The organism is Streptomyces sp. Y20, assembly GCF_043195475.1.
Taxonomy (GTDB): domain Bacteria; phylum Actinomycetota; class Actinomycetes; order Streptomycetales; family Streptomycetaceae; genus Streptomyces.
The window spans coordinates 132,026-157,440 of record NZ_JBIDDP010000010.1; the positions used below are offsets into that span (position 1 = coordinate 132,026).

Here is a 25,415-nt window from a genome sequence, read left to right on the forward strand (position 1 = left end):
ATGCACCTCGTGCGCATACTCGGGTTGGGAGGATCCCACCATGATTTCGCCGCATGCCTGGTGGAGGACGGCCGGATCGTGTCGGCCGTGGAGGAGGAACGCCTCACCCGCGTGAAGATCGCCTTCGGCCTCGGCCCCCGCCTCCAGCAGTGCCGGGCCGCCGACTACGTTCTCGAGCAGGCCGGAACCACGGCGGAGGAGGTCGATCTCGTCATAGCCAACGACTTCCTCAACCGCGTCTACGCGTTGCGCTACCGTGACCGGATCGAGTGGATCGGCCACCACCTCTCGCACGCCGCCAGCACCTTCTACACATCTCCGTTCGAGCGCTCGGCGGTCATGGTGCTGGACGGCCGAGGGTCCGAGCTGGAACACAACGGGGAACGGCACGGTGAGACGATCACCTTCTACGAAGGTGACGCCCAGGGACTGGGCGTCCTGTCCGGCGTGCACGGACGCGTCACCACCGCGCAGCGCCGACTCGACGACACCTATGAGAACTCGGTCGGCTGGATGTACGAGGCGGTGTCCAAGTCGATCGGCTTCCTCACGGTCGGCGGCATGGGCGCACCGGGCAAGACCATGGGTCTGGCCCCTTTCGGCACCCCGCGCTACGTCAAGGCCCTGGCCGAGCTGTACCACCTGGGCGAGGGCGAGTTCCGCCAGACCGTCGAGCAGCAGGCCGCCGTGACGGCGCTGATCGCCGACGAACTCGCCCGGGCCGGCAGTGACCAGGCCGCCGAGGAGATCCGCGCCGACTTCGCTTACGCGGTGCAGGCCAACACCGAGCGGATCATGATCGAGCTGGCGCGCTGGCTGCACCACACCACCGGGTCCAAGAACTTGTGCCTGGCCGGCGGTGTGGCCCTCAACAGTGTGGCCAACTACAAGATCCTGGAGCAGACCCCGTTCGAGGAACTGCACGTCTTTCCTGCCGCCGGGGACAACGGAACCGCCATCGGTGCGGCCCTGCACGGACACTACGCGCTGGGCGGCAACCCCTGGGAGCCGTCCCCGGAGCCGTTCTCGCCCTACCTGGGCCGTGAATACAGCGCGGAGGAGATGGCGGCAGCCCTGGCAGGGGCGGGTCCACGGGTGGAGGTGGAGCGTCCGGACGACCTCTTCGCGCACGTGGCGCGGGAACTGGCCGCAGGATCCGTGGTCGGCTGGTTCCAGGGACGCTCGGAGATCGGACCCCGCGCCCTGGGCAACCGCAGCATTTTCGCCGATCCCCGTGACCCCGGTATGAAGGACCGGATCAACGCCAAGGTCAAGCACCGCGAGGCGTTCCGGCCCTTCGCGCCGGTGGTGCCGGCGGCCCGGCAGGCGGAGTTCTTCGACTCGGAGACCCCCGCTCCGTACATGCTCCTCGTCCCCCAGGTGCGGGCCGACAAGAGGTCGGTGATCCCCGCGGTCACCCATGTCGACGGATCGGCCCGACTGCAGACCGCCGCTGCCGATCTGAATCCCCGGCTGTGCGAGCTGCTGAACGCGTTCGACCGGATCACCGGGGTGCCGGTGCTTCTCAACACCTCGTTCAACGACAACGAGGAACCCATCGTGGAGACGCCCGCAGACGCCGTGCGCTGCTTCCTCAGCACCGATCTCGATCTGCTGGTCCTCGGCGACCTCGTCGTCCGCAAGGCGGTCGGCATATGAGCAGATCATGGCTGCCGCACCCGCCGACGGTGGTGCTGCTGTGCGGCGGGCTGGGGCTGCGTCAGCGCAGCGAGAGCGACGACTTGCCCAAGCCGCTGCGGCCGCTGCCCGACGGCCGGGCTCTGCTGCTGCACGTGCTGGACTACTACCGGTCCTTCGGGCTCGACGACTTCGTGGTCTGCGTCGGGTACGCCGCTCACGCCGTGGAGGCGTTGCTGCTCGACGAGTTCCAGGTGCCGCTCCAGGAGACCGAAACGGGTCCCGACTGGCGGCGCTTCACCGCCGACGGGGTGTGGATCACTCTGGTCGACAGCGGCCCCGAGGCGGACAAATGCGTGCGGTTGCAAGCCGCCGCCGGCCATCTGCGCTCCGGGCCCTTCCTGCTCGGCTACGGAGACGTACTGTCCGACTTCGACCTGCAGAATCTCGTCGACCGTCACAGGGAGACGTCGGCGGCGCTCACCTTGGTGGCCACCCGGGTCCGGTCCCGCTACGGAGAACTGAAGGTCACCCCCGATCTGACCGTGACCGGGTTCGAGGAGAAGCCGCTTCAGGCGGCGCTGATCTCGGCCGGATACTTCGCCTGCTCGCCGAAGGTGCTGGACTTCCTCGCACCGGAGCTGGGGCTGGAGGAGGACGTGCTGCCCGCGCTCGCCGCGCGGGGAGAAGTCAACGCCGTGGTGCACGACGGACTGTGGCTGCCGCTGGACACCTACAAGGATTTTCTGGACGCCGAGGCGATGGTGGCGAAGGAGGGGTTCCCGTGGCTGACCCTGATCTGAACGCAAGGAGCCGCACGTTCGCGGACACCTGGCAGGGGCGGCGCGTACTGGTCACCGGATACAGCGGCTTCGTCGGGTCCTGGCTCACCACCGCCCTGCTGCAACTGGGGGCCGACGTGATCGGCTTTTCCGCGGACGAGGACGCCTGCACCCGGGCCCGCGCCGCGGACCTCACGGCGCTCGGCGCGAAGGGCGTGGTCGGTGATGTGCGGGACATCGAGGCTTTGCACGGTGTGATGGCGGCGCACTCCTTCGACGTCGTCTTCCATCTCGCGGCCCAGCCTCTGGTGAGCAAGGGCCTGACCGACCCGCAGCTCACGTTCAGCACCAACATCGGCGGCTCGGTCAACGTACTGGAGGCCGCGCGCCGGTGCGGGCCGTCCGCCCTGGTCCACGTCACGTCGGACAAGTGCTATCGCAACCGGGAGTGGCCCTGGCCCTACCGTGAGGTCGACGAACTCGGCGGCGGCTGCCCCTACAGCGTCTCCAAGGCGGGTGCGGAGCTGGTCTTCGAGTCATACGCCGAGCTGTTCCGCGCGGCCGGCAACCCCACGCGCGCCGCCTCCGTCCGCTTCGGCAACATCATCGGAGGAGGAGATCAGGCCGCGAACCGACTGGTGCCCGACCTGGTCGCCGCCCTGACCGCAGGCCGGCCGGTCAGACTGCGCAGGCCTGCGGCCATCCGGCCCTGGCAACACGTCCTGGACGTGGTCCAAGGGCTGCTGTTGCTGGCCGACGCACTGGTCGACGGGTCGGTCGCGCCCGGCGAGGTCTTCAACTTCGCACCGCCAGGCGACGGAGCTAGCGTCCAGGAGCTGGCTCAGGCCCTCATGACGGCCTGGGCGGACAGCGGGAGGGCACCGACCGAAGTGATCAACGAACCGGTGGCGCACCTGCCGGAGGACGAACTGCTGCGCCTGGACGGCCGCAAGGCCGCCGCCGCCCTCGGCTGGCGGCACCAGTTCGATCTGGAACGGTCGGCGGCGGAAATCGTCGCCTGGCAGCTGCGTGTGCTGCAGGGAGCCGACCCGCATGAGGCGACGGCCCACCAGACCCAGGCCTTTCTCGGCACGACCGGACCGACGCCCCACGACGAGCGACAGGCGGACAGCGACTCATGACCACACCAAGGCGCGCCTTCGTCTTCTCCCGGGAGTACCCGCCGACCACCGTCGGCGGCACCAGCACGGTCGCTCGCAACGCCGCCGTCGGACTGGTTGCGCAGGGCTGGGAGAGCCTCGTCGTCACCTCCCGGCCGCGGTCGAGCAGCGACCTGCGGGAAACGGTCGACGGGGTGACCATCCACCGGGCCGGCACCGAGGTCGTCTACAACGCGGGTACCGGGCTGGCCGACGACAGCCTGCGCACCCACCGGCGGCTGCACGCGACGGCCGAGCGGCTGGCCACCGAACTGGGCCCACCGGATCTCGTACTCCTGCCCGACCTGTTCTGCTATCCCGAGGCGTTCATGTTCGCCCGCCGGTACCGGGTTCCGCTCGTGAACGTCCTGCTCCAGGACTTCCGTGCGATCACGCCGTACGACCGGGGCACCCACAAGGTCACGAGCGGCGTCTCGGCGGACCGAACGCATCTGCTGGAGCTGGAGCGCCGGTCGGTGCACGGCAGCGACCACACCGTCTTCATCAGCCAGGCGCTGTCCGACGCCGTGCTCGGCTACTACCCCGACGCCCCGTCCGGCCACAGCGTCATCCACCTCGGCGTGGACCCTGCCGAGATCAAGAGCGTGGAGGAGGACCCGGCACGGCACCAGCGCCGCGCCGCCCTGCCGACCGGCCCCGAGCAGCCGCTGCTGGTCGCCTGCGGGCGGCTGGTACCGGTGAAGGGATTCGAACAGCTGCTGCACGCCCTTCACCTGCTCGGCCCGGTGGACCGGCCCGGCGCGGCTGGCCTGCTCCCGCACCTGGCGATCGTGGGCGTCGGACCGGAGGAGCGACGACTCAAGGAGCTGGCAGCCGCACTGCGGCTCGACGCGCGGGTCACCTTCCTCGGTGACGTGCCACGACAGGAGGCCCTCGGATGGATGGCGTCGGCCGATGTCGCGGTGGTGCCCAGCCTCTGGGAATCCTTCTGCTACGTCTGCGCGGAGATGATGGCCTTCGGCCGTCCCGTGGTCGCCACGGCCGTCGACTCGCTGCGTGAACTCATCCCCACCCCGGAGTTCGGCTACCCGGTGCCGGTCGCCGGACCGTCGGGCGCCCGCTCCCTCGCACCCCAGGACCTCACCGATGCGCTGCGCCGAGCCCTCAGCGATCCGCAGGAGGCCGGGCGACGCGGTGCGGCGGCCCGCGCCCGGGTAGCCGAGCGCTTCACCAACGAGCGGTTCGGCCGGGGACTGTCCCTGCTCGGGCACGAGCTGACCGCGGCACGGATCCATGGCTGAGCACACCCGCGAGCGTCCGTCCGCCGGGGAGTACGACGACGAGGCGGCGGTCGACGCGCTGTGCCGGCGCATCGGCAGAGCAGACCGGACCGCCGCCCGGCTGGCGAAGGTACGCCAGCTGACCCGGGCCCGTCCGGCCGACAGTCTGGGCCGACTGGACGCGGCGGTCCTGCGGATCGCCGGCATCCTTCGCCGGCCATCCCCGGGCGAGGTGTCTGCCGCGGTCAGTGTGCTGGCCGGGGACCACGGTGTGGCGGCCCACGGCACTTCCGTGTTCCAGCCCACCGTCACCGGACAGGTGCTCGAACTGATCGCCGCGGGGAAGGCTCCGGTGAACATCCTGGCGGCCCGCCTGCCGGCCCCGGTCGAGCATGCCGACTTCGGCCTGCTGCGCCCGGTCGGGGACCAGCGGTACAAGGTGGCCGCGGGAACCGGGGACATCACACGGCAGGACGCCATGACGGTTGCGCAGGCATGGCGCGCCGTGTGCCACGGCATGGCCTACGCGGACGCCCGCCTGGCGGACGTGGACCTGGTGGCGGTCGGTGAGATCGGAGTCGGCAACACGACCGCCACCGCCGCCCTGGCCGCTCGACTGCTCGATATGCCCGCCGGCGGACTCACCGGCAGGGGCACCGGAGTGCCGATCCCCGTAGTCCGGCACAAGACGGCACTGATCGAGCAGGCGCTGGCCCGCGTCCGCGGACTGCCCGACGACCCGGTCACGCTTCTCGCCGCGCTGGGGGGCTTCGAGATAGCCGGCAACGTCGGGGTCATCCTGGCCGCGGCGGCCCGTCGTCAGGTCGTCGTCATCGACGGCACCATCACCGCCGTCGCGGCCCTGCTCGCCGTGCGCCTGTGCCCGGCCGTCGCCGATTACCTGATCGCCGCCCATCTGTCGACCGAACCGGCACACCGGCTGCTGCTCGGCGCACTCGGCCAGCCGCCGCTGCTCCAGCTCGACATGCGTCTGGGGATGGCCTCCGGGGCCGCGCTCGCCGTCGGCCTGATCAACGCGGCCCTTGCTGTGGCCGACGGCACGCCGGCCGCGGAGGTGGTCGACCTGGCGGAGGCGCCGTGAGCGTACCGGGACGTGCGACCCCGCCGACGGCCCGGGCCGACCGGATCCGCGGTGTGGTGTTCGACCTTGACGGCACCCTCATCGACTCCTGGACACTGCACCAGCGCTGCCTGCGGTACGCGGCCACCGCCACCGGCGGGGCCGAGCCCAGCGCGGCCAGGCTGGCCCTCGCCCAGCGGCCCACCGACACGGACACCCTGCGCGCGCTGGTCGGCGAGGCCGCACTCGCCGATGCCACGCGCGCCTATCGGCGCGCGTTGAGGAACGACTTGCGTGCCCCCGCCACCGCGCGGGGGCTTGCCGTCCCTTACGCCCACCAGATCCTTGCCCTGCTGCGCGACCGCGGCCTGGTGACCGGGGTGTGCACAGGACGCTCGCGGCAGGACGCCCAGGCCCTGCTGGACGCGAGCGGGCTCGGCGTCGACCTGAGCATCGCCCGCGAGGACGCCCCACGCCCCAAGCCCGCACCGGACGGACTGCTGCGGGCCCTGCAGTTGCTGGGACTGCGGCCCGATGAGGCCCTGTACGTGGGGGACACACAGGCAGACGCTCGTCAGGGCGGCTCCGCGGGGGTGCGGACGCTGCTGCTGCAAGGGCCGGGATCCGCGCCCGGCACACGGGCGGCCCCGCTGCTCGCTTCCCTGCGCGACCTGAGCGCGTACCTTCGAAAGGCCGACACATGACCAATCCAGGTATCCATCAGGCAGTCCGCGAGGGCGCGGGAGAACCGGGGGCGGCGGCGGTCCTCGCCCAGGGCAGAACATGGACCTACCGCGAACTGCTGGAGGCGGCGGAGCGGGTCGCGGAGCGGCTGGGCCGCCGGAAGCTCGCCGGTGCTGCGGTGACCGCCCACGTGTCCGACCCGACGGCCGCGACCGTGCTCACCCTCGGCTGCGATCTTGCGGGCATCCCCCTGATCCACCGTGACCCCGCCACGCCCGGCGCACCGGAGGGGCCCACGGTGTACGACAGCAGGGCCGGCCTGCCGGACACAGCCGAAGCGCTGTGCACCGACCCCACGATGTGGCTGCATGACAGGGAACGCCCGCGGAGGCCCTACGAGCTGCCCGACCGCTCCCAGGTCTTCCTGACGTCCGGTTCCACCGGCACACCGGTCGGTGTCGTACGGTCGGTCGACGCCGTGCTCGCCGATGCGCGCAGAGTCGCTGCGTTCCTCGGCTACGAGCCGGGCTCGCCCGTAGCCGTCGCCGCTCCGCCGTTTCACGCCTACGGCTTCAACTACGGGCTCCTCGCCCCGCTCCTCCACGGCGCACCCGTGCGCCACGCCTCCCCACGCTCGCTGCCCTCCCAACTGGCGCGCATGGTGGGGGAGCACGGGGCGCGCACACTGATCGCGCTGCCTTTCCACCACGGACTTCTCAGCCGGACCGGCGAGAGCGCACTCCCCGCGCTCCGGGACGGGCTGTCGAGCCTCCGCTCGGCGGTCTCCGCCGGCGCCCCGCTCGGAACCGGCGTGGCGGCCGCCATCGCGGAGCGGTTCACCTTCACGCTCTACACCTGCTACGGCTCCTCCGAGGCAGGGGCCGTGACCCTGACCCGGGCTGCCGACACCGCCGACACCGGCTGGATCGGCAGCCCACTGCCTGGCATCTCGGCACGGGTCGCGGAACTCGAAGGCTTCTCCGAGGGCGGAGAGCTGATGCTGCGCTCCGATCAGCTGGCCGTCGGCAGACTCAGCCGGAACGGCCTCGTTTCCCTCGAGCGCGACGCGGGGGGCTGGTACCACACCGGTGACCTCGCACGGATCCGGCCCGGCACGGACGGCATCCAACTGCGCGGCCGGCTCGGATCGGTGATCAACGTGGCCGGCAAGAAGGTGAGTCCGATGGAGGTCGAGCAGGTGCTGGCGCGCCATCCGGCGGTCACCGACAACCACGTCACTGCTGCGGACGACCGGACACATGGGCAGGTTCCGGTGGCCTTGGTGGCCGTGAGCGGTGCGGTGACCACCGAGGACCTGGTCCGCTGGTGCCGTGATCGCCTGGCGCCGCATCAGGTGCCCAGAAGGATCTCACTGCTCGACGCGATACCGCGATCGGCCACCGGCAAAGTGCTCCGCAGCGACGTGGAGGCCCTGCTGCGATGACCAGGCGAACCCTCCGCCCCGACACTCCAAGGGGATCGTTCGACCGGCTCGGCGTGGCCGCCCGGATGCTGCTGACCACGGACGGCACAGTCACGCCGATGCTGGAGCAGATGGTCGGCGAACCGATCATCACCTCCCAGCTCTCCCACGACACGAGGGTGTCTCGCACGGATATCGCGGCCATGCCACAGTCCCTCGGGCACGACCGACTGATCGCCCGCACGACCCAGTTGGTCGGTGCGCACTCGGGCACCGTCTATGTGCACGCGCGATCCGTACTCGTGCTGGACGCGCTGCCGGAACCACTGCGCACCGACCTGGTGACCACGCAGGAACCCATCGGCCGGCTCCTGCGCAAGCACCGGGTCGAGTCCTTCCGGGAGTTGCTCACCTGCTCGGTGCCCGACGACTTCCCGTCGCGCGAGGGCGCGAGCAGACGCTACCGAGTGTTCGTCGGGGGTATCGCGGCACTGCTCATCGAGGAGTTCTTCAGTTCGGCATGCCTCACCGGACACGCATGACGGGGGTGGCCGCCGGGGCTGATCAGGGTGGCGTCCCGGCGGCGTGACGCCGGCACGCCACGGCGTGGAGAGACCGATGGGCGGCCGTGCTCCTGTGAAGGAGCACGGCCGCCGTTCGTCTCACGGGGTGCACCGGCTCAGCGGGCGTCGACCCCCGTGGCTTCCAGCAGGGCGCCGTTGACCGCGCGCTGGGTTGCTATCAACTGGTCGGCGGCCAAGGCCGCGCCGACCCGGTCGCGGTCGCGTGGATCGACCTTGAAGGCCGGCACTCCGGCCAGGTCCGGGTACTTGCTCTTCTGCTCGTCGGTGAGCGTGGTCGGCACCAGCCGCAGCCAGTGCCCCTCGTCGCTCAGCGCGCCGTCCTTGACCGTGATGCCGCCCTTGGGCGCGTAGACCAGCTGTTGGCTCTGGGACGCCCTGGTCTTCACGTTCCAGACCACCGTGTCGTCGCCGATCCACCGCGCCCCGCGCTTGGACAGGTCGAGGTCGCCGACGGCGCTGACCGAGGGCACCAGGTAGTCGGATTCTCCTTCCAGGAGCCACACCTCCCTGCCGTACGTCCTGAAGTCGAGGGACTGGTCGTAGGGCAGGTTCTTGGCGTTGTCCTTGTGCAGGATGAAGCTGAGCGAATTCGTGCCGTCGACGAGCGGAACCTCGAACGTCACACCGAACGGGTCCCGTGACACCGGCATCAGCGGTTTGGCCCAGTCGGTGGGGTAGGCGGCGCCACCCCACACATGCATGCCCCACCCGTCGTAGTCCCCGTCGGTGCGGTGATAGTGCAGGGTCACCTTCTTCGGGTCCTGCGGTGCCCGGGCGCCCTCAGGTGCCTCGGTGAGAACGGTGTCCTGACCCTGCTCGAGCCAGACCTCCCCCGCATGGGCGAAGTCGACCGTGCGTGTCGCACCGTCCGCGGTGCCGTTCTTCTCCAGCGAGAAGTCGGTCTTGGTCCGGCCGGGCTGGAGCTTGACCCATGCGAACGCACCGTACGCGTCGCGGCCGGAGAACGGCGCGGTGCCGTCCGCCGTCCTGACCTGCCAGCCGTCGTAGTCCTTGTCCGGCCGCTGATAGTGCACGACGCCGTAGTCCCGGTCGACCGCGGGCTTGCCGGTCCCGGCGACAACGCCCGTCGTCGAGTCGGCCAGAGCGTGTGCCGTGCGGCCGGCGCTGTCCACCACGACGGCCTTGTAGCGCAGCGGAGTTCCCGCGGCGAGCTTGTCGGACAGGTGCTGGACCACCTTGTAGGGGGCGTGATCGGCCGATCCCAGGACCTGCCACTTGCCGTCCCCGGTCTGCCCGGCGAAGACGACACGGTTCAGCCCGCCGCCGGACACTTGCGCCGAGACCTCCACCGTGCCGGTCGCACCGGCCGCGGGAGCCTTCAGAGTGATCGAGGGTTTGCCGGCCGGAACCCCGAGCGGACGGTCGGCCCGCAGCACGGTCGCCGACAGCGGCGGTACCTGGACCGAGATCTTGGCGTCGGCGCCACTGCGCACCGTGCCGTGACCTCCGTAGATCGTGCGGAAGGTCATACCGGCCGACTCGGTCGTCAGCTCCGCCTGCTTCGCCTCGGTGGCGTTGTTGAGCAGGACCACGTACTCGACCCGCTCGCGGGGGTCGGTCCGTGAATAGGCGTACACGCCCGGGCCGTTGGCCACGTACCGCTCCGTCTGCACACCGTCCCGCAGGGCGGGGTGTTTCCTGGTCAGCGCCGAGAGCTGGGCGATGGCCCGGTACAGCGGATGGTTCGGGTCGTAGGAGTCGCGGGCGTGGGTACGGGTGGTGCCGATCTCGTCGTCGTCGAGGTAGTCGGGGACCTTGGAGGCGAACATCGTCTGCCGGGCATCCTTGTCACCGCCCGCGCCGGTGAATCCCTGCTCGTCGCCGTAGTAGATCACCGGGTTACCGCGGCCGAGGAACATGCTCGCGTACGCCAGACGCGCACGACGCGTCATCTCCGCGTCGTCGGCCTTCGGATTGTCCTGGCGGATGAAGGTGCCGATGCGGCCCATGTCGTGGTTGCCGAGGAAAGTGGTCAGTTCGTACGGGTCGGACTTGTCGCTGCTGTAGCGGTAGTCCGTTGCGTAGACGTCCGCCAGGTCCTGCGCCGGGCCGCCTGCCGAGGCGAACGTCCGTGCCCCGATCTGGAAGGGGAAGTCCAGCATCGAATCGAGACGCCCTTGGGTGACGTACGGGGCGATGCCGCGGGCGTCGTTGGTGTACGACTCACCGAACAAGAAGAACTTGTCGCGGCCCTGACGCTTGGCATAGGCGTCCAACGCGGTGGCCCACTGCGTCCAGAAGGCCATGTCGGTGTGCTTGACCGCGTCGATGCGGAATCCGTCCACATCGAAGTCATGGACCCATGACTCGTAGATCTTCTTCATGCCGTTGACGACCTCGGGACGTTCGGTCCACAAGTCGTCGAGACTCACCAGGTCGCCGTACTCGACGCTCTCACCGGAGTATGTGGAGTCACCCCGGTTGTGGTACATGGTCGGGTCGTTGAGCCACGCCGGGGCCCTCACCGTGCCGTCACTCTTCGGAGCGTAGGGCAGGCCCTTCTCGTCCACACCGTCAGCAGGTACGCCCACGGTGTCGTCGAACGGCCTGCCCTGCCGGTCCAGGTACGGGTAGGCGCCCTTCGACCTGTAGGGGTGCTGCTCCTCGACGTACGACATCGTGTCGGCGGTGTGGTTCACCATCACGTCGAAGAAGACCTTCATGCCCTTGGCATGAGCCTTCCGGATGAGCGTCGCCAGGTCCTTCTTGGTGCCGAAGTGGGGATCCACCTGTGTGAAGTCGGTGATCCAGTAGCCGTGGTAGCCGGCCGAGATGTCGTTCCCCTGGCCCTGCACCGGCTTGTTCTTGAAGATCGGGGCCATCCAGATGGCTGTGGTGCCGAGGCCCTTGATGTAGTCGAGCTTCTGGGTGAGGCCCTTGAGATCTCCTCCCTGGTAGAAGCCCTTGTCCGTCGGGTCGAAGCCGGTGCTGAGCCGATCACCGCTCAGCCCGCCGCGGTCGTTGGTCGTGCTGCCGTTGGCGAAGCGGTCCGGCAGGACGAAGTAGAACTGCTCGCGCGTCAGTTTGTGCCGGGTGGGCTCTGCGGCCAGACGCACGTCCGATGGCGCGGCTGTCGTCAGGGCGCTCGCTCGCTGGGCCGCACCGGGCGCTACGACGGCGCCTGCGGCAGCGAGGGTCAGGGCCAGGGCGGTGGTCAGATATCTGCGAATGTGCCTGGACATGCATCCTTCTGGTGAAAGAGGGAACGGGGCGACGCCTGCAATTGGATTTCCAGTGCGGCAACGACCGTAGCGATCACCTTTCGCCAGGGTCAAGGAACGGGCCGTTCCTCTGTTCGGGATGCTGTATTCCAATTCACACCGGCGGGGAGCCGGGTTCGTTTCCGTTGAATGATCTTCGGGAATCGTGAAAACTTTTCAGCGATCCCGAAGGTGCTGTGCGGAAGCCTCTCGGTGCAGGTAGGAGAGGCGTTGACAGCAAGTCCTCGGCACCGCACGATCGAGTGACCGTTCCCGTCCGCAGTGCCGGTTTCGCAGGAGTCGCGCTTTGTCCAAGACCTTCGCCGTCCAGCATGTGGTGGATTTGGCGGCCTTCCGAAACAATGTCGGCTGCGCTCACCGGGGGTTTGACGCCGCTGATGGTTTCGACGGTTTCGGCCGTACCTATCCGGTGGAGGAATTGGCCCGCGTCGCCCCGCCGGCGGGCGGCTGGCCCGGCGGGTGGGGGAGGGGCGCGCCGGACAACGTGGCCTGTGACGGCCAGAAGGTCGCTCTCGGCCGGCTGCTGGCCGTACGGACACTGACACTGCTGGGCGCGAGCTGCGGTGGGCATCTGGACGACGAGATCCTGCTGGAGGGCGACGGGCCCGCGGACACGGCCGCCGCGCCCTTCGGCCTTCCGGACTTCCTGGCCCGCGCCGGCGCGGCGGGCGAGGAGTGCGAGGTGGCCACCTCGGTGCTGCGCGAGCACGGGCGTGACATCCAGGGATACGGCCCCCGGATGTGGCGCGTCGAGGTCCACTTCGACTCACCCGTGCTCTGCTCCGCCTTGCGCCTGCCCCTCAACCCGGGCGTGCACCTCTTCGGCGCCCGGATCACCGTCGCGGACGGTGCCGTTCCGGAGCGGGCATGACGGACGAGGCACTCCGGCCTTCCGTGCAGGAGAGCGCGATGAGCAGGACGCGCGGTCGCCCCGCCGTGTTCCTGGACCGCGACGGGACGGTGACCGAGCCGCGGCACTACCCTCGCTCCCCCTCCGATCTGGTGCTGCAGACCGGAGTGGCCGATGCCCTGCGCGAACTGCAACACCTCGGGTTGGCGCTGGTGCTGGTGACCAACCAGTCCGGCCTGGCCCGCGGTTACTTCACCTGGAACGAACTGGAGTCGATGCACGCCCATCTCCGCGACCTACTGGACGCTTCGGGAGTGCGTCTCGACGGAATCTACGTGTGCCCCCACCATCCCGAGGGCACGGTCAAAGGGCTGGCCGTCCACTGCGAGTGCCGCAAGCCGAACGCGGGCCTGCTGGTCCGGGCGGCTGACGAACTCGGTCTCGACCTCGGGCAGTCGTGGATGGTGGGGGACTTCGCGAGCGATGTACTGGCCGGCCACCGCGCCGGCTGCCGCACGGCATGGGTGGGACCGGCGGCCGTGAACGCCTCCGGCGATCGCACCGTCCAGCCCGATCTGCGGCGGGCCACTACTGCGGAGGCCCTGCACGAACTCGCACGGGCCGCAGGAGCCAGGGCATGAACCGGCTTCAGCCGACGCGCGGCACGCTTGCCGACGGCCGGGCCCTCTACCTCTTCGACGATCGTCCACGGCATCGCCTCCCGCCCGTCGACCGGCGGGTGCCGACGCAGCTCCCTCCGCCGGGCGAGGCACGCTGGGACCCGGTCATGGGCGAGTGGGTCGTCATCGCACCGCACCGGATGGGGCGGGGACACACGCCGGAAACAGGCTGCGCGCTGTGCCCCAGCGCCGGCGGAGCCGCCACCGAGATTCCCGTCGCCTCCTACGACGTCGCGGTCTTCGACAACCGGTACCCGGCTCTCCGCGGATCGGGCAGCGCCCTGCCTGACGAGCCCGCGTCGCTGTGGGCCGTGGCCGCGGCCGGTGGCCGGTGTGAGGTCGTCTCGTTCTCCGAGGAACACCGGACCTCGCTCGCACGCCTGCCGGTGCGCAGGGTGGCCACCGTGGTGGAGGCATGGGCGCACCGCACCGAAGCGCTGAACAGTACGCCCGGCGTCGAGCAGGTGGTCTGCTTCGAGAACCGAGGCGCCGACATCGGCGCCACCCAGTCCCATCCGCACGGGCAGATCTACGGCTATCCCTTCGTGCCCGCCCGCTTCGCTCGCATGAGGGAGTCGGCGCGCCGGGCGCGGGATTCGGAAGAGTGCTGCCTCTTCTGTGAGGTACTCGCGGCCGAGGAGCACGCCGGCGAGCGTGTGGTGGTGCGGTCGGCTCACTGGACGGCTTTCGTCCCGTACGCCGCCCGGTGGCCGTACGAAGTGCATCTCTACGCCCGCAGGCACGTACCTGACCTCCCCGGCCTGACCTCCGAAGAGCGGGCGGAACTGGCCGGGGTGTACCGCGCCGTACTGCGGTGCTTCGAGGACGTCGCGGCAGAGCCTCTGCCCTACATGGCGACATGGGTGCAGGCGCCGGCCCGGCGAGAGCGGGATCTGATCCACCTGCACGCGCAGATCATCTCGGACCGATTCCGACCGGACCGGGCAAAACGGCTGGCGGCCGGTGAACTGGGTGCGGGCACCTTCGTCAGCGAGGCGGTCCCCGAGACCACAGCACGCAGCTTGCGGAGGGCCTGCGAACCTCACTGGCGTGACACTCGGTTGCTTTCCGAAAACCCTGAAGGGTGACGCGCGCTGGCCTTACTGAGTGCGGAGGCCTCGGGTCGGCAGCCTGCTGCCCGCCACGGCAATGGGCATCTCTGTTGTCGACCGGGGTCGTGGAACGCATGGCGAGATCGCCGACCGCGAGTGGCCCGGCATCCGCTGCGGCAAGTCGAGCCTCATGGGCCAGCTCGGCGTGCTGCCGGCCGTCGACTGCGACGCCCTCGACCTCCAGCTCGCCGATGTCGGCGATCGCCGGCGTGTCGTCGAGGCGCCGGAACCGGGGAACCCGCAGTCCGGCCGCGCCTACCGCGTTCTTCATGGCGGGCTTGTCCTTGAACCGCTCGACGAGGTCGCGAACGTAGCCGCCGGGGACGCCGAGTGCGTCCGAGAGCCGGGCGGCCGTCAGGATGTCGTACTCGGACTGGCCGAAGACGGCCTCGGGCGTGCCGTGCCGGTCCGCGATCTTCCGTACGAGGGGCAGCAGGCCGTCGTGGGCGAGGCTGTCGCGCACATGGACCTCGGTCGCCCCGTCCTGGTCGAGCGCGGGCAGCCCGCCGGGTGTGGTGAGATACACCGTCCGGCAGGGGTGGCCGTCGAGGAAGCGGTGGCATTCGCCGAACTCGTCGCCGGAGCGGTTGAGGACGACGTACAGCGGGGTGGTCCGGTCGGTCACGCGTCCGCTCCCGGTCGCAGGGCGTCGGGCAGGCAGGCGTCCAGATCGGCGGCGCTCACCCGGCAGAAGCCGGGCGCGGGCCGGTCCCGGAGGGCCGGGGTCCTGGCGAGGAAGACCGCCGCGCGAGGCTCTCCGGCGCCGCCGAGGCGCTGCCAGACGAGCTCGGTGAGGTCCGGCATCACCGGGAACGCCAGCAGGGACAGGTCCTTGAACCACCGCCGCCCCCCGGTACAGGTCGCAGGATCGCGTCATGGCTTCCAGCGCCGTGGCGTACCGGGCGCCCATGGCCTGCGCGTGGACCAGCTCCTCGTCCGGGGTGAGATGGTGCCAGCCCTGGCGCAGCCGCGTCAGGACCTGCTCGGCGTCGGCCGGCAGCGGCTGCGGCCGTGCGGCGCACTACTTGATCCTTTTGCCGGCTGAACGGAGCGGATGGCCGCAGCGGTCGCGGAGGGGTGAGCAGGCGGCCTACCGGCTGTTGCCCCCTTGGCGGTCACCAGCCGTCGAACAACGATGCCCAGCCTTGGACGCAGGGCGACATCGGATACACGAGGTGCACCCGCCATCCATTGTTAACGGCGTCAACAACTACAGTGTTGATAGCAACATGAACTCTGTGTACGGTTGCCCGTATGACGGACACTCCCGCCCCCCAGGCAGGTCCGCTGGTTACCGGATCCGAGATCGCCAGGCTGGCAGGTGTCACCCGCGCCGCCGTCTCGAACTGGCGGCGGCGTTATGAGGACTTCCCCACGCCGAGCGGCGGGGGCGTCAACAGTCCGTTGTTCGACCTGGCGGAGGTGCGGGCCTGGCTGGACAAGCAGCGCAAGGGGCAGGAAGTGTCCGTAGAAGTGCAGCTGTGGCAGGCGCTGCGCGGGGCGTACGGAGACGATATGCTCGGCGGCCTCGTTCACGTCGCCCGTCTCCTCGCCGAGAGGAAGGCGCCCGGGGAACTTCCGGCGGACATCGTGCGGCTCGTGCGGAACCTGGCCGAGAGCGATGGTGCGGCAGAGGCGGTGAGCATCCTCGCGGAGCGCTTCACCGACTCGGTTCGCCGTGCCGGATCGGACCAGGTCACCTCCGCGAGGATCGTCCGCGCCGTACGCCACTTCGCCGGTGCGGTGGCACCTGACGCGACCGTCTTCGACCCGGCCTGCGGTATCGGCTCTCTCCTGCTCGCCATCGGTCCTCAGCGAGGCCCGAGGCGCTGCGGGCAGGAGTCCGACGCCCGCAGCGCCGTGTTCGCGCAGCTGAGAGCCGACCTCACCGGGCACACCGGTGTCGGCATCGTCAAGGGGGACTCCCTGCGCGACGACCAGTGGACGAACCTCATGGCCGACCTCGTCGTCTGTGATCCCCCGGTCGCAGAATCCGACTGGGGGCGCGAGGATCTGCTGCTCGACTCACGCTGGGAGTTCGGCACCCCGTCCCGCGCCGAAGGCGAACTCGCCTGGCTGCAGCACGCGTATGCGCACACCGCGCCAGGCGGTCGCGTTCTCATGGTTCTGCCTGCCTCGGTCGCCTATCGCAAGGCGGGCCGCCGCATCCGCGCCGAGCTCGTACGCCGGGGCGTCCTCACCCAGATCATCGCCCTGCCGTCCGGCACGGCGGCCTCGCACGCACTTCCCGTCCATCTCTGGCAACTGCGTCGCCCACGCGCCCAGGGGGATGCCGTCACCAGTGTCCGCATGGTCGATCTGACGACCGTCGACCCGGACGGTGCACTGGAACCGGATCCCGAGCAGATGGCGGAAGTTCCCCTGATCGACCTGCTCGACGACGCTGTGGACCTCACGCCCGGCCGTCATGTCGAGAACTCTCATCGCGACTACGCGGCTGAGTATCAGGCTCTGCGACGGCAGTTGACCGAGCAGGTGAGGCTCCTGGGCGAGTTGCTGCCGGCGTTGGTCGAAGGCGGTGGCCCCAGTTCTGTCGACGGACCTACTGTCAGCGTCGCCGACCTCGCGCGCGCGGGGCTCGTCGAGTACGGCGATCCGGAACCGGTCTCGATCAGCGACCAGCTCGACACGGACTACCTCCAGGGCTTCCTGCGCAGTGTGGCCAACACCCGACGCTCCACGAGCACCAGTGGCACCTTCCGCCTCGACGGCAAGGGCGCCCGCATCCCGCAGATGGACATCACCGAACAGCGGCGGTACGGGGCGGCGTTCCGCGCGCTGCAGGAGTTCGAGGAGCGAGCGCGGAGAGTGGCGGAGCTGAGCCGGGACGCGGCGATCCTGGCAAGGGACGGTCTCGGCAACGGCGCGCTCGCTCCGGAGCACTGACGAGGAGCATCACATCACCGGCCCGGATACGCTGACGCGGCTACGGCACGAACGAACTGGCCGACCCGCTCCACGTCACCGCCAGCGCCTCCCGAGCACGCGTGCACGCCACGAACAGCAGGCACCGCTCCCGCAGCAGATCCGACTCGTGCTGCAACGCGTCCACGGAGGCGGGTGTCACCTCGCGGGCGAACGGTACCGCGCTCGCCGTCACGCCCAGGACTGTGACGCAGCGGAACTCCAGCCCCTTCATCGCATGCATGGTGGCGAGCCGCACCCCGTCCGTGCCGGGCCCCGGATTGTCCTTGACCCGGACCACCGGGATCTTGGCCGCGACCAGCTTGTCGTACGCCTTGTCGAGCAGCACGTTGAAGCGGGCGCACACCCCTATCTCCGACGGCCGGCTGCCCTGGGCGATCCAGCCCTCGACACGTTCGACGAGAGCCGCCACCTCCGCCTGCTCGGAGCCGTACCCGGCGACATGAGGCCGCCGGCCGTGCAGCAGGGAGCGGTAACCGGTCAGGTTGTCGTAGCCCTCGCCGCCCAGGTCGTCGACCGACACCGGGCTGAGGATGCCGGTCGACCAGGTCAGGATCTCCTCGGTCGACCGGTAGTTGATGCGGAGACGATGAGTGCGACCGGTCACCGAGATGCCCAGGGAGCCGAGCGACACCTTCGAGTCGTAGATGCGCTGATGCGGGTCCCCCGTGATGAACAGGTCGTCGCTGCCGGGAGCCACCGCGCCGCGCAGGACACGCCATTGCGCGGGGTGCAGATCCTGTGCCTCGTCGACCACGACGTGGTCGTGCGTGGGCGCCGACCCGGCCAGCAGATCGGCCGCACGTGCGCACACCTTGAGATGCGTGGTGGCCTTCTGGGCACGCAGCATCGTTTCGAACAGCTCGACCCCCGACCACAGCTGGTCGCGTCGCGCCGACGGCAGCGCGCTGCCGCGCCCGCGCCGCAGGGCGGTGCGGTAGGCGTCGGCGGTGCGCAGGTCCTGGGCGAGGATGACGTGACGGTACTCCTGAGCCAGGAACTGCTCCGTCCACGGCAGGCCCAACTGTTTGACCACACGCTGCCACAGCTGCCGTTCCTCCCGGTCGTTGACGGGGGAGGAGGACTTGCCGTCGAGGCGGGTCACCACGCCGTGCGCGTATGCGTTGACCGTCGTCACGTCCACGCGGCCGAGCAGTGAGTCGTCACCGTCGAGGAGCAGGGAGAGGTTCTCGCGCAGTGAGCCGGCCAGCGCGTTGGTGTAGGTGGTCAGCAGGACCCTGGTGTCGGGCGCACGGGTGAGGAGATGCTTGACGCGGTGCAGGGCCGCGACCGTCTTGCCCGTGCCGGGACCGCCCGTGATCTGAACCGGGCCGCCGAAAGACACGCGGTAGGCGACCCGGCGCTGCGAAGGGTGCAGGAACACCCGCCAAGCAGTGAACGGCTTCTCCAGGACCTCCGCGAGCTCTTCGGGGCCGCTGACCAGGGTGATGCGACTCCTGGTGTTGGCGATGGCGACGGCGAGGCTCTCGTCGGGGTCGGGACCCGCGTCGACCGGACGGCGCACGGCCACCACGTCCCGGTACACCTCGTCCGGGCCGAATCCCTCGGCGAGGTACTGGAGCACCTCGCACTGGTCCTCCGGCAGCAGTGTTTCGAACGCCTTGAGCTGCGCCTCGTCGACGATGGTCCGCACCGCACGCAACACCTGGTCGTCGATGCCCAGGTGGCTCAGCACACTGTCCGAGTATTTCGCGAAGAGCAGGGAGTCGGCGGCGGCAGCCGCCTTCTCCAGCGCCGGAGTCAGCTGCTCCAGGGCGACCACGTTGCGGACTTCGAGCGCGCGCGTCGCGGAGTTCGTCGTGTACAGCCGCTTGGCCGCCCAGGTGTACGCGTCGTCATGCCGTACGACGTTGACGAGCAGGAACACGTCACTGCCGTCGTCCGGGGCGAGGACGACACCGCGCCAGAAGTCGTTGATGCGGATAGTGCGCATGCGGGTGTCCTGCGCGTTGTGTACGGACTCGAGGTGGAGCCCTTTGTCCGCGTGCAACTCGGACACGGAGAGCAGCTGGAACTTCTGCATCGCCTTGCGCACGCCGGCCTTGACGGGCTTCTCCAGGGAGTCGTAGCTCTCCCAGAAGCTGTTGGCGAACGCGAGCTGCGGCACGAGGTGAACTCCCCACCCTGGACGGACACTCCGCAGTGGATCATACGCGCGCGGTGTTCACCAGCCGCTGGGCCAGTCCCTCGACGGCTGTGAGCAGTCCGGCGGGCTCCTGGTCCAGGTCGAGGGCGTGCTGATGGATGACGATGCCCGCGTGGCGCACCTGGTGCGCGGTGTGCGGGGCATTCCCCTTGGCGTACACGAGATGGCCCTCGCGCAGGCCGAGCGCCGTGCAGTACGCCAGCATCTGGTACAGGTCGGCGTCCGGATAGCCGCCCGGCCGCTCGGCCTTGTACTTGGCGTCCACGACCGCGCACGGGATGCCGTCCGGCCCGTACAGCACGAAGTCCGGTCTCATGCGGATCTCGGCGGCCTCGTCGAGGTGGTGCGGGTCCTGAAGGCCGACGGTGTGGCCACCCGGGATCCGGCCCCGGTCCTGAAAGCTCTCGCGCAGGGCGGTCGTCACAAAGTCCTCGAAGAGCTTGTTCATGTCGAAGAGGAAGCCGTTGATGCGCAGGTCGCCGGGGGCGTGCTCGGCGGAGGCGCCGTCCAGGACGACGCGTGCGAGTCGCAGGGCCTGGTGATAGCGCGAGTTGAGGCGGGTCGGACGCCAGTCGGGAGTCGGCTGTCCCCGCACGATCGCAGTGACGTCGGTCAGGCGGGCGCGCTGGTGCAGCAGCCGGCGCCGCACATCGCGCGGTACGCCGGGCAGGCGCAGCAGACGCTCGACCGCGGCACCCAGGATGCGGTTCTCCGCGATGTCGGTGGTGAACTCGTCGTAGGCCACCTCGACCGGCAGCATCGCGCCGAAGCGCCGCCGGATCTGTTCGGCCTCCCTGATCCGGCCGCGGACCACGGAAGCGGATTCCTCGGTCGGCCGGTACCCCTGCAACAGGCCCTGTCGCAGGGCCCGGTCCACCTGCCGCTCCACGGCGTGGGCGAGCGCGGGCAGCAGATCGCGGTGCTCGGCGACGTCCACCTCGCCGTCTCGCCAACTCCTCGTCGGATCGAGGCTGTAGCCGAGCAGGAAGAAAAGCCGGACGATGGGCACCTTGGGTGTGACGCGTACGGTGACCGGCTCGCCGCCGCCCGGTGCCGTCACGGCCACGGCCCCGACCTTGCTGCCGGCCCGCAGCGACCAGTGCCCGGGCATGTACGCGTCGGGGGTCGCGGTCACGATGTCGGAGGCGGCGAGGGCACGGCCGACGGCATCCGGCAGGGCGAGACGGGTCGCCGGCGCGTGCTCAACCAGTTCGACGGACCCAAACTGCTCCACTGCGGAAGTCACCCCAGCGACTCCCGCAGCGCGGCCAGCCCGTACCGCTTCTCGATGTCCACGCCCTCCCCGTAGTGATGTTCCTCCATCAGGGGCAGGATCTTCGTCCGCCAAGTCCGCTCCATGCCGCCCTCCCGGTATACGCCCTTCTTCATCAGGTACGAGGGCCCTATGCGGAAATCTGGGTCGTCGATACGGGAGTTGAGTGCCTCGAGCAGGTCGGCGGGCTCCGCGTCCTTGCCCTCCCTGGCCAGCCAGCGCCGCAGCAGACCGCGTGTCGGCTCCGTACGCGGCGACAGTTCGACGAAGGCGAAGCGGCGGCGCATCGCCGCGTCCACGAGGGCGATGGACCGGTCGGCGGTGTTCATCGTGCCGATCAAGAAGAGGTTGGGCGGCAGTGCGAAGTCGTCGCCGGAGTAGGTGAGCCGCACCGATTTGTTGCGGTACTCCAGCAGGAAGTACAACTCGCCGAAGACCTTCGCCAGGTTGGCCCGGTTGATCTCGTCGATGATCAGGAAGTGCGGGATGTGCCGGTTGCCCTCGCGTGAGGCCAGGTCGGCGAGTTCGCGCAGCGGACCCGCGGTCAGCCGGAAGGCGACCTCTCTGGTCTGCGGGTCCTCCTGGGGCCGGAAACCCTCGAAGAAGTCCTCGTAGGCGTACGACGGGTGGAACTGCACGAGCTTGACCTGCTCGGGGCCGCCGCCGAGGAACTCGGCGAGCTTCAGCGCCAGGTACGTCTTGCCGGTGCCCGGCGGACCGTACAGCACCAACTGCCGTTCGTCCCACAGCAGATCGCGTACTTCGCGCAGCCACTTGGCCTCGTGCACGAGGAGTTCCGCGGACAGTTCGTCCGTCGGCTCGGGCAGCTCCAGCTCGCGGCGGGCGGTGAGCGCCGGGATCTCCATGCTGGGGTCACGCTCTATGGCCTCCGCCTCCTCCACCAGCTCCTCGTCGGTCAGGCCGAGGCCCTCGATGTGGGCCTGGACCGAGGTGAGGTCGACGACGTCGTGCTGGATGGACAGCTTCTGCTGGAGCTCCTCCGGAAGTTCGTCGTACGGGTGCCCGGTCGGTTGCCATTCCACCGGCCGGCGCAGATTGGAGCGCCGGTCCTCCGACTGCGTCTGCTCTGCCTCCCCGGTGATCTCACCGACGTACAAATGCCCCCCGGAGATGGTGCACACGGTGTCGCCCGGCTTCATCCGGGAAAGGAAGGCGTGCAGGTCCTCGACGAGTTGCTGCTGCTGGCTGTAGGTGGCCGTGGACTCGTAGTCCTCCTGGACCAGGATGCGCAGTTCGTCCTTGCCGATGCCCTGCCGGACGCCCTGGCGCATGCGGGTGGCGGCGAGGGTGATCAGTCCCTCGGGGAGCCACAGGCGCTGGACCAGGTCGAGGCCGGTGACGTTCGAGCCGCGCACCAGCCAGGGGCGGTTGGGCACGGCCGACGACTGTCCGAGATACTCGATGAGCGAGCGACCATCGGCGGACTTCCACACTCCCCACCCGTTGACACTGCATCCCATGAGGATTTCGGCGGCGGCCGACGGCGAGGTGCACTCGATGTCCGACACGGTCTCCAGGCATCCGGGCCAACGGTCGGATCTGCGGATCACCCCTGCGTCGATCAGCTGCTGTCGCGTGTAATACGACGGCGGCCTCCTCGTGGCGAACGAGGGCACAGTGTTGGCCCGGACCGGAGACCCCTGCAACACGAGGAACTTCCGGCTTCCCTTCGCTCCCCTCTCCGCCAGCAGCCGTCCCCGGGCCACCATCCTGCCGTTCGGCAGCCTCAGCCGGAACTCCGGGTACTCCTCGGCCATGGAAATCCCCCTCAACACCCATTGGTCCGATCTGGCCTGCAGCGTACTGGCCCCCACTGACAGCCCGGCTCCCGTTGTCCACGGCCCCGCTTTCTAGGATGTCCTTTCGCATCCGGGAGGGGATCACATGACAGTGAGCGGTACGGACGGGCTGGCGGAGAAGGAGTTCCGGCAGGGGCGCGCGGAGTGGCTGGAGATCAGGGCCGGGGACCTTGCCGCCGTGCTGGAGACCGCGGGACCCCGGCTGTACAAGCTCCTTCCCACCGATCTCGGCGACCTGACACTGGTCGCGGCGGTGACGGTCGCGCGGGTGGCTGCGGACGAGGCGCGGGCCCAGTCCGTGGCTGAGACAGCCGGGTGGCTGGAGCGGCTGATCCCCGGAGGGCACCTCCATGATCTGGAGGGAGCGGTACGCGAACTCCGCTCCCGACTCGCGGCGAGCGGCGAACCGGCCCTGTGGTCCTGGAACGCCGAGGGCTGGGAGAAGATGCTGCTGTGGCGGTGGAGGTGGACACAGCCGGCCACTGACGACCTGCCACGTGACCTCGCGGGATGGCGGGTGCGCTGGTCGGCGGACATCCCGGGGATGGGCGCTGTCGACTGTCCTGAGCGGGCACCGCGTCGACATGGCAGGCAACTCGTCACACCCTCGGAGTTCATCGCGGGCGAGCCGGAGCCGCTGAGGCTGCTGGCGCAGGCCGTGCTGGACGCGCCGGGCACGACCGCCGCGGTCCAGGACGCGGTGCTGCTGCGGGAGGAGCACCTCCAGGGTGCGGGTCACCTGCTATGGCTGGCCGAACAGCAGGCCTGCGTCGAACAGCTCGAAGTGTGGCGCCGCAGACATCAGGCCACTGGCTCGGAGTCCACCCGTGCGTTCCTCGCGGAGTTGTCCGAAGCGGTCAAGAGATACATGTCGCTCGTACTCCAGCCGGTCATCGACGCCCTCTCCGTGTGTGAGCGTGCCCTGCTCAACGACAGTAGGAACGGTGCGCGGCGCTCCGCCGCCGACTATCTGGACGCGTTCCTCGACGCGCAGGAACAGCCGGGAGAGGAGGCCTGGCGGGACGAGCGACTGAGTCCGGACGTCGAACAGCAGGCGCGGGAACGCCATGAGCTGGGCGAGGCGACCTGGCACGGCATGCTCGGCACGGTCCCCGTCTGGTACCGCATCGTCATGTCCCGGGAGGAGAGGGCAGCAGCGCTGGCCTACTCCGGGAAGCCGTCGAGGTCCGTCGTCCGGGTCCGGACCGGCGCGGAGACCCAGAGCTTGCTGTCCGACCTCTTCGGGGGCCTGGGCGACGAGAACGAGGAGTGGTATCCCGAACCCGGCATCGAGATCGGCTACACCCCGGACAGCGCCTTCGACCTGTGCGTGCTGCTTGCGGTCGCCCAACTCGGCCACGCACGACTTGAATTCATCATGCCGCGCGCCGACGGACGTTTCCAGCGGCTTCGCTCGGTCCGGGCGCGAGTCCGTGAGGACGACACAGTCGCCTGGCGGCGCTGGGCGCTTGGGGCGCTGTCGGAGCTGGTCCCGGACCCGGAGGACTTGGCTGACCTGATCGCCCGGGAGGACGAGAACGGCACGGAGGAGAACGATGCGGCGGGCGCCCAGACGCGCTCCGACGGCCGCGTTCCGTCCGATGCCGGTACGTCCGCGCCCGCTGCTCTGCGCGCGCGTGAAGGACTGCCGGAGTCGCTGCTCGGCAAGGTCAGGGGGCTGCTGCGGAAGGCGGAGAACTCAGGCGCCACCGAGGTGGAGGCACGCGCGTACCTCGACAAGGCCACCGAGCTCATGGCCAAGTACGGCATCGAGCAGGCCATGCTCGACGACGTCGTGGCCGAGCCGGAACGGCCGGTGGACCGGATCGTCGATCTGCACCCGCCCTACGTCAAGGAGGGGCGCCGGCTGCTCGCCAGGATCGGCTACGAGATGCGCTGCCGGTCCGTGTATCCCGGCGGCAAGGACAATCGTCACCGTGTCCACCTCTTCGGTTTCGAGACCGACCTCCAGGCCACCGAGGTGCTGTTCGCTAGCCTGCGCCTGCAGATGCTTGAAGGCGCGGACCGGGCCGACCGCCTGCACCGCCCGGAGCGTGAGGACGCCCGCGCCTACAAGCGTTCCTGGATGCTCGGCTTCATCCGTGAGGTGACCGCACGGATCGGTGCCGCCCAGCGGACGGCGAGGTCCGCCACCGAGGAGGGCATCGTTGCGGGCGGGGACGGGACGAGCGGCCGCAGTGTTGCGCTGGTCCTCGCCGACCGGACGACGGTGGTCGAGGCGCGCCTCGCCGCCCAGTACCCGAAGCTGAACAAGGCCCGTCCGACGAAGTTCAAGGGCACCGGCTACTGGCAAGGGGTCGCCGACGGGCGGGACGCCGACATCGGCGGTCCGGCCTTCGACGAAAAGACTGAGGCTGCCCAGCTCATCCACTGAGCTCACGGGCTGACAGGTGCGAGGCGTCGTCGTGGGCCGGGAAGAATTCAGCCGATGACGACGCCTGGCTGTGGTCAGAACAGCACACCCGCCACTCGTCGCCCTCCTCGACGGCCGCCGTCCTTCTCGGGGCACGGGTCGTCGCTCTTGACGGCCGCGAAGTCGATGCCTTCGCGGCCGTGTCGGCCTCCTGAAAGCACACCGTCCACAGGGACCGCATGATGATCGAGCGGGCTGATCGAGTGTGACTCCCCGGGCTATCTCGTTACGTCCCTCGGCGAACGCGTCGACGTTGTAACTCTTGGGTGGTTGGGCGAGCCAGCGGCGCAGTTGCTCG

18 protein-coding genes and 1 pseudogene are annotated in these 25,415 nt (G+C 69.6%); 13 read left to right on the plus strand and 6 right to left on the minus strand.

Features of this window, described 5'->3' with window-relative positions:
• Window positions 1-9 precede the first annotated feature (9 nt).
• The 8 genes from ACGFT1_RS24725 to ACGFT1_RS24760 are packed head-to-tail and all read left to right on the plus strand — an operon-like array spanning window position 10 to window position 8,551.
• Entirely contained in the window at window positions 10-1,659 is a 1,650-nt protein-coding gene (locus ACGFT1_RS24725; protein ID WP_373911147.1) for a carbamoyltransferase, read from the plus strand.
• Entirely contained in the window at window positions 1,656-2,441 is a 786-nt protein-coding gene (locus tag ACGFT1_RS24730) for a sugar phosphate nucleotidyltransferase (RefSeq protein ID WP_373911148.1), read from the plus strand. The genes ACGFT1_RS24725 and ACGFT1_RS24730 overlap by 4 nt, the downstream gene beginning before the upstream one ends.
• The gene (gene rfbG, locus ACGFT1_RS24735) at window positions 2,423-3,562 is read left to right on the plus strand and encodes a CDP-glucose 4,6-dehydratase (RefSeq protein ID WP_373911149.1); all 1,140 of its coding nucleotides are present in this window, start codon (window positions 2,423-2,425) and stop codon (window positions 3,560-3,562) included. The genes ACGFT1_RS24730 and rfbG overlap by 19 nt, the downstream gene beginning before the upstream one ends.
• Complete coding sequence (locus ACGFT1_RS24740) at window positions 3,559-4,842, plus strand: glycosyltransferase family 4 protein (protein WP_373911150.1); 1,284 nt, start codon at window positions 3,559-3,561, stop codon at window positions 4,840-4,842. Before rfbG ends, ACGFT1_RS24740 begins: the two co-directional genes overlap by 4 nt.
• Complete coding sequence (locus ACGFT1_RS24745) at window positions 4,835-5,923, plus strand: nicotinate-nucleotide--dimethylbenzimidazole phosphoribosyltransferase (RefSeq protein ID WP_373911151.1); 1,089 nt, start codon at window positions 4,835-4,837, stop codon at window positions 5,921-5,923. Before ACGFT1_RS24740 ends, ACGFT1_RS24745 begins: the two co-directional genes overlap by 8 nt.
• On the plus strand, window positions 5,920-6,606 hold the full coding sequence (locus ACGFT1_RS24750; protein ID WP_373911152.1) for an HAD family hydrolase: 687 nt from the start codon (window positions 5,920-5,922) through the stop codon (window positions 6,604-6,606). The genes ACGFT1_RS24745 and ACGFT1_RS24750 overlap by 4 nt, the downstream gene beginning before the upstream one ends.
• Window positions 6,603-8,030, plus strand: coding sequence for a class I adenylate-forming enzyme family protein (locus tag ACGFT1_RS24755; protein WP_373911153.1), 1,428 nt, complete (start codon window positions 6,603-6,605; stop codon window positions 8,028-8,030). Before ACGFT1_RS24750 ends, ACGFT1_RS24755 begins: the two co-directional genes overlap by 4 nt.
• Window positions 8,027-8,551, plus strand: a complete 525-nt coding sequence (locus tag ACGFT1_RS24760) for a chorismate pyruvate-lyase family protein (RefSeq protein WP_373911154.1) — start codon at window positions 8,027-8,029, stop codon at window positions 8,549-8,551. Before ACGFT1_RS24755 ends, ACGFT1_RS24760 begins: the two co-directional genes overlap by 4 nt.
• A 149-nt stretch (window positions 8,552-8,700) precedes the next feature.
• Here the strand turns inward: ACGFT1_RS24760 and ACGFT1_RS24765 are convergent.
• Window positions 8,701-11,796, minus strand: a pseudogene (locus ACGFT1_RS24765) (alpha-amylase family glycosyl hydrolase); the annotation flags it as partial.
• Window positions 11,797-12,121: 325 nt separating this feature from the next.
• Between ACGFT1_RS24765 and ACGFT1_RS24770 the strand changes: the two are divergent.
• Genes ACGFT1_RS24770 through galT form a run of 3 tightly spaced genes read left to right on the plus strand, consistent with a single transcriptional unit; the run spans window position 12,122 to window position 14,453 of the window.
• Window positions 12,122-12,706, plus strand: coding sequence for a hypothetical protein (locus ACGFT1_RS24770; RefSeq protein ID WP_373911155.1), 585 nt, complete (start codon window positions 12,122-12,124; stop codon window positions 12,704-12,706).
• A gap of 38 nt (window positions 12,707-12,744) precedes the next feature.
• Window positions 12,745-13,326 carry a D-glycero-alpha-D-manno-heptose-1,7-bisphosphate 7-phosphatase gene (locus ACGFT1_RS24775; protein ID WP_373911156.1) on the plus strand — a complete coding sequence of 194 codons (582 nt, stop codon included), beginning with the start codon at window positions 12,745-12,747 and terminating at the stop codon, window positions 13,324-13,326.
• Window positions 13,323-14,453, plus strand: a complete 1,131-nt coding sequence (gene galT / locus ACGFT1_RS24780) for a galactose-1-phosphate uridylyltransferase (RefSeq protein WP_373911157.1) — start codon at window positions 13,323-13,325, stop codon at window positions 14,451-14,453. The genes ACGFT1_RS24775 and galT overlap by 4 nt, the downstream gene beginning before the upstream one ends.
• On the opposite strand, the gene ACGFT1_RS24785 is transcribed toward galT, so the two are convergent.
• Both ACGFT1_RS24785 and ACGFT1_RS24790 read right to left on the minus strand, forming a co-directional pair.
• Window positions 14,353-15,102, minus strand: coding sequence for a hypothetical protein (locus ACGFT1_RS24785; protein ID WP_373911158.1), 750 nt, complete (start codon window positions 15,100-15,102; stop codon window positions 14,353-14,355). The genes galT and ACGFT1_RS24785 overlap by 101 nt on opposite strands.
• Complete coding sequence (locus tag ACGFT1_RS24790) at window positions 15,099-15,281, minus strand: hypothetical protein (RefSeq protein ID WP_373911159.1); 183 nt, start codon at window positions 15,279-15,281, stop codon at window positions 15,099-15,101. The genes ACGFT1_RS24785 and ACGFT1_RS24790 overlap by 4 nt, the downstream gene beginning before the upstream one ends.
• A gap of 450 nt (window positions 15,282-15,731) precedes the next feature.
• Here ACGFT1_RS24790 and ACGFT1_RS24795 point away from each other — a divergent pair, with 450 nt between their 5' ends.
• Window positions 15,732-17,384: an N-6 DNA methylase gene (locus ACGFT1_RS24795; protein ID WP_373911160.1), complete on the plus strand. Its 1,653-nt coding sequence runs from the start codon at window positions 15,732-15,734 to the stop codon at window positions 17,382-17,384.
• Between the two features lie 40 nt (window positions 17,385-17,424).
• Here ACGFT1_RS24795 and ACGFT1_RS24800 read toward each other — a convergent pair whose 3' ends face one another.
• The 3 genes from ACGFT1_RS24800 to ACGFT1_RS24810 are packed head-to-tail and all read right to left on the minus strand — an operon-like array spanning window position 17,425 to window position 22,641.
• Window positions 17,425-19,551, minus strand: coding sequence for a UvrD-helicase domain-containing protein (locus tag ACGFT1_RS24800; RefSeq protein ID WP_373911161.1), 2,127 nt, complete (start codon window positions 19,549-19,551; stop codon window positions 17,425-17,427).
• A 40-nt stretch (window positions 19,552-19,591) separates the two neighbouring features.
• Entirely contained in the window at window positions 19,592-20,836 is a 1,245-nt protein-coding gene (locus tag ACGFT1_RS24805) for an McrC family protein (RefSeq protein WP_373911162.1), read from the minus strand.
• Window positions 20,833-22,641, minus strand: a complete 1,809-nt coding sequence (locus ACGFT1_RS24810) for a DUF4357 domain-containing protein (RefSeq protein WP_373911164.1) — start codon at window positions 22,639-22,641, stop codon at window positions 20,833-20,835. The genes ACGFT1_RS24805 and ACGFT1_RS24810 overlap by 4 nt, the downstream gene beginning before the upstream one ends.
• A 127-nt stretch (window positions 22,642-22,768) precedes the next feature.
• Between ACGFT1_RS24810 and ACGFT1_RS24815 the strand changes: the two genes are divergently transcribed.
• On the plus strand, window positions 22,769-25,078 hold the full coding sequence (locus ACGFT1_RS24815; RefSeq protein ID WP_373911165.1) for a DUF2786 domain-containing protein: 2,310 nt from the start codon (window positions 22,769-22,771) through the stop codon (window positions 25,076-25,078).
• The last annotated feature ends 337 nt before the right edge of the window (window positions 25,079-25,415 follow it).

Bases quoted from the DNA above. Each gene is read 5' to 3' on its own strand.
- ACGFT1_RS24810 (WP_373911164.1), bottom strand. From the start codon at position 22,641: ATGGCCGAGGAGTACCCGGAGTTCCGGCTGAGGCTGCCGAACGGCAGG.
- ACGFT1_RS24755 (WP_373911153.1), top strand. From the start codon at position 6,603: ATGACCAATCCAGGTATCCATCAGGCAGTCCGCGAGGGCGCGGGAGAA.
- ACGFT1_RS24775 (WP_373911156.1), top strand. From the start codon at position 12,745: ATGAGCAGGACGCGCGGTCGCCCCGCCGTGTTCCTGGACCGCGACGGG.
- ACGFT1_RS24760 (WP_373911154.1), top strand. From the start codon at position 8,027: ATGACCAGGCGAACCCTCCGCCCCGACACTCCAAGGGGATCGTTCGAC.
- galT (WP_373911157.1), top strand. From the start codon at position 13,323: ATGAACCGGCTTCAGCCGACGCGCGGCACGCTTGCCGACGGCCGGGCC.
- ACGFT1_RS24815 (WP_373911165.1), top strand. From the start codon at position 22,769: ATGACAGTGAGCGGTACGGACGGGCTGGCGGAGAAGGAGTTCCGGCAG.
- ACGFT1_RS24730 (WP_373911148.1), top strand. From the start codon at position 1,656: ATGAGCAGATCATGGCTGCCGCACCCGCCGACGGTGGTGCTGCTGTGC.
- ACGFT1_RS24790 (WP_373911159.1), bottom strand. From the start codon at position 15,281: ATGCCGGACCTCACCGAGCTCGTCTGGCAGCGCCTCGGCGGCGCCGGA.
- ACGFT1_RS24795 (WP_373911160.1), top strand. From the start codon at position 15,732: ATGACGGACACTCCCGCCCCCCAGGCAGGTCCGCTGGTTACCGGATCC.
- ACGFT1_RS24745 (WP_373911151.1), top strand. From the start codon at position 4,835: ATGGCTGAGCACACCCGCGAGCGTCCGTCCGCCGGGGAGTACGACGAC.
- ACGFT1_RS24740 (WP_373911150.1), top strand. From the start codon at position 3,559: ATGACCACACCAAGGCGCGCCTTCGTCTTCTCCCGGGAGTACCCGCCG.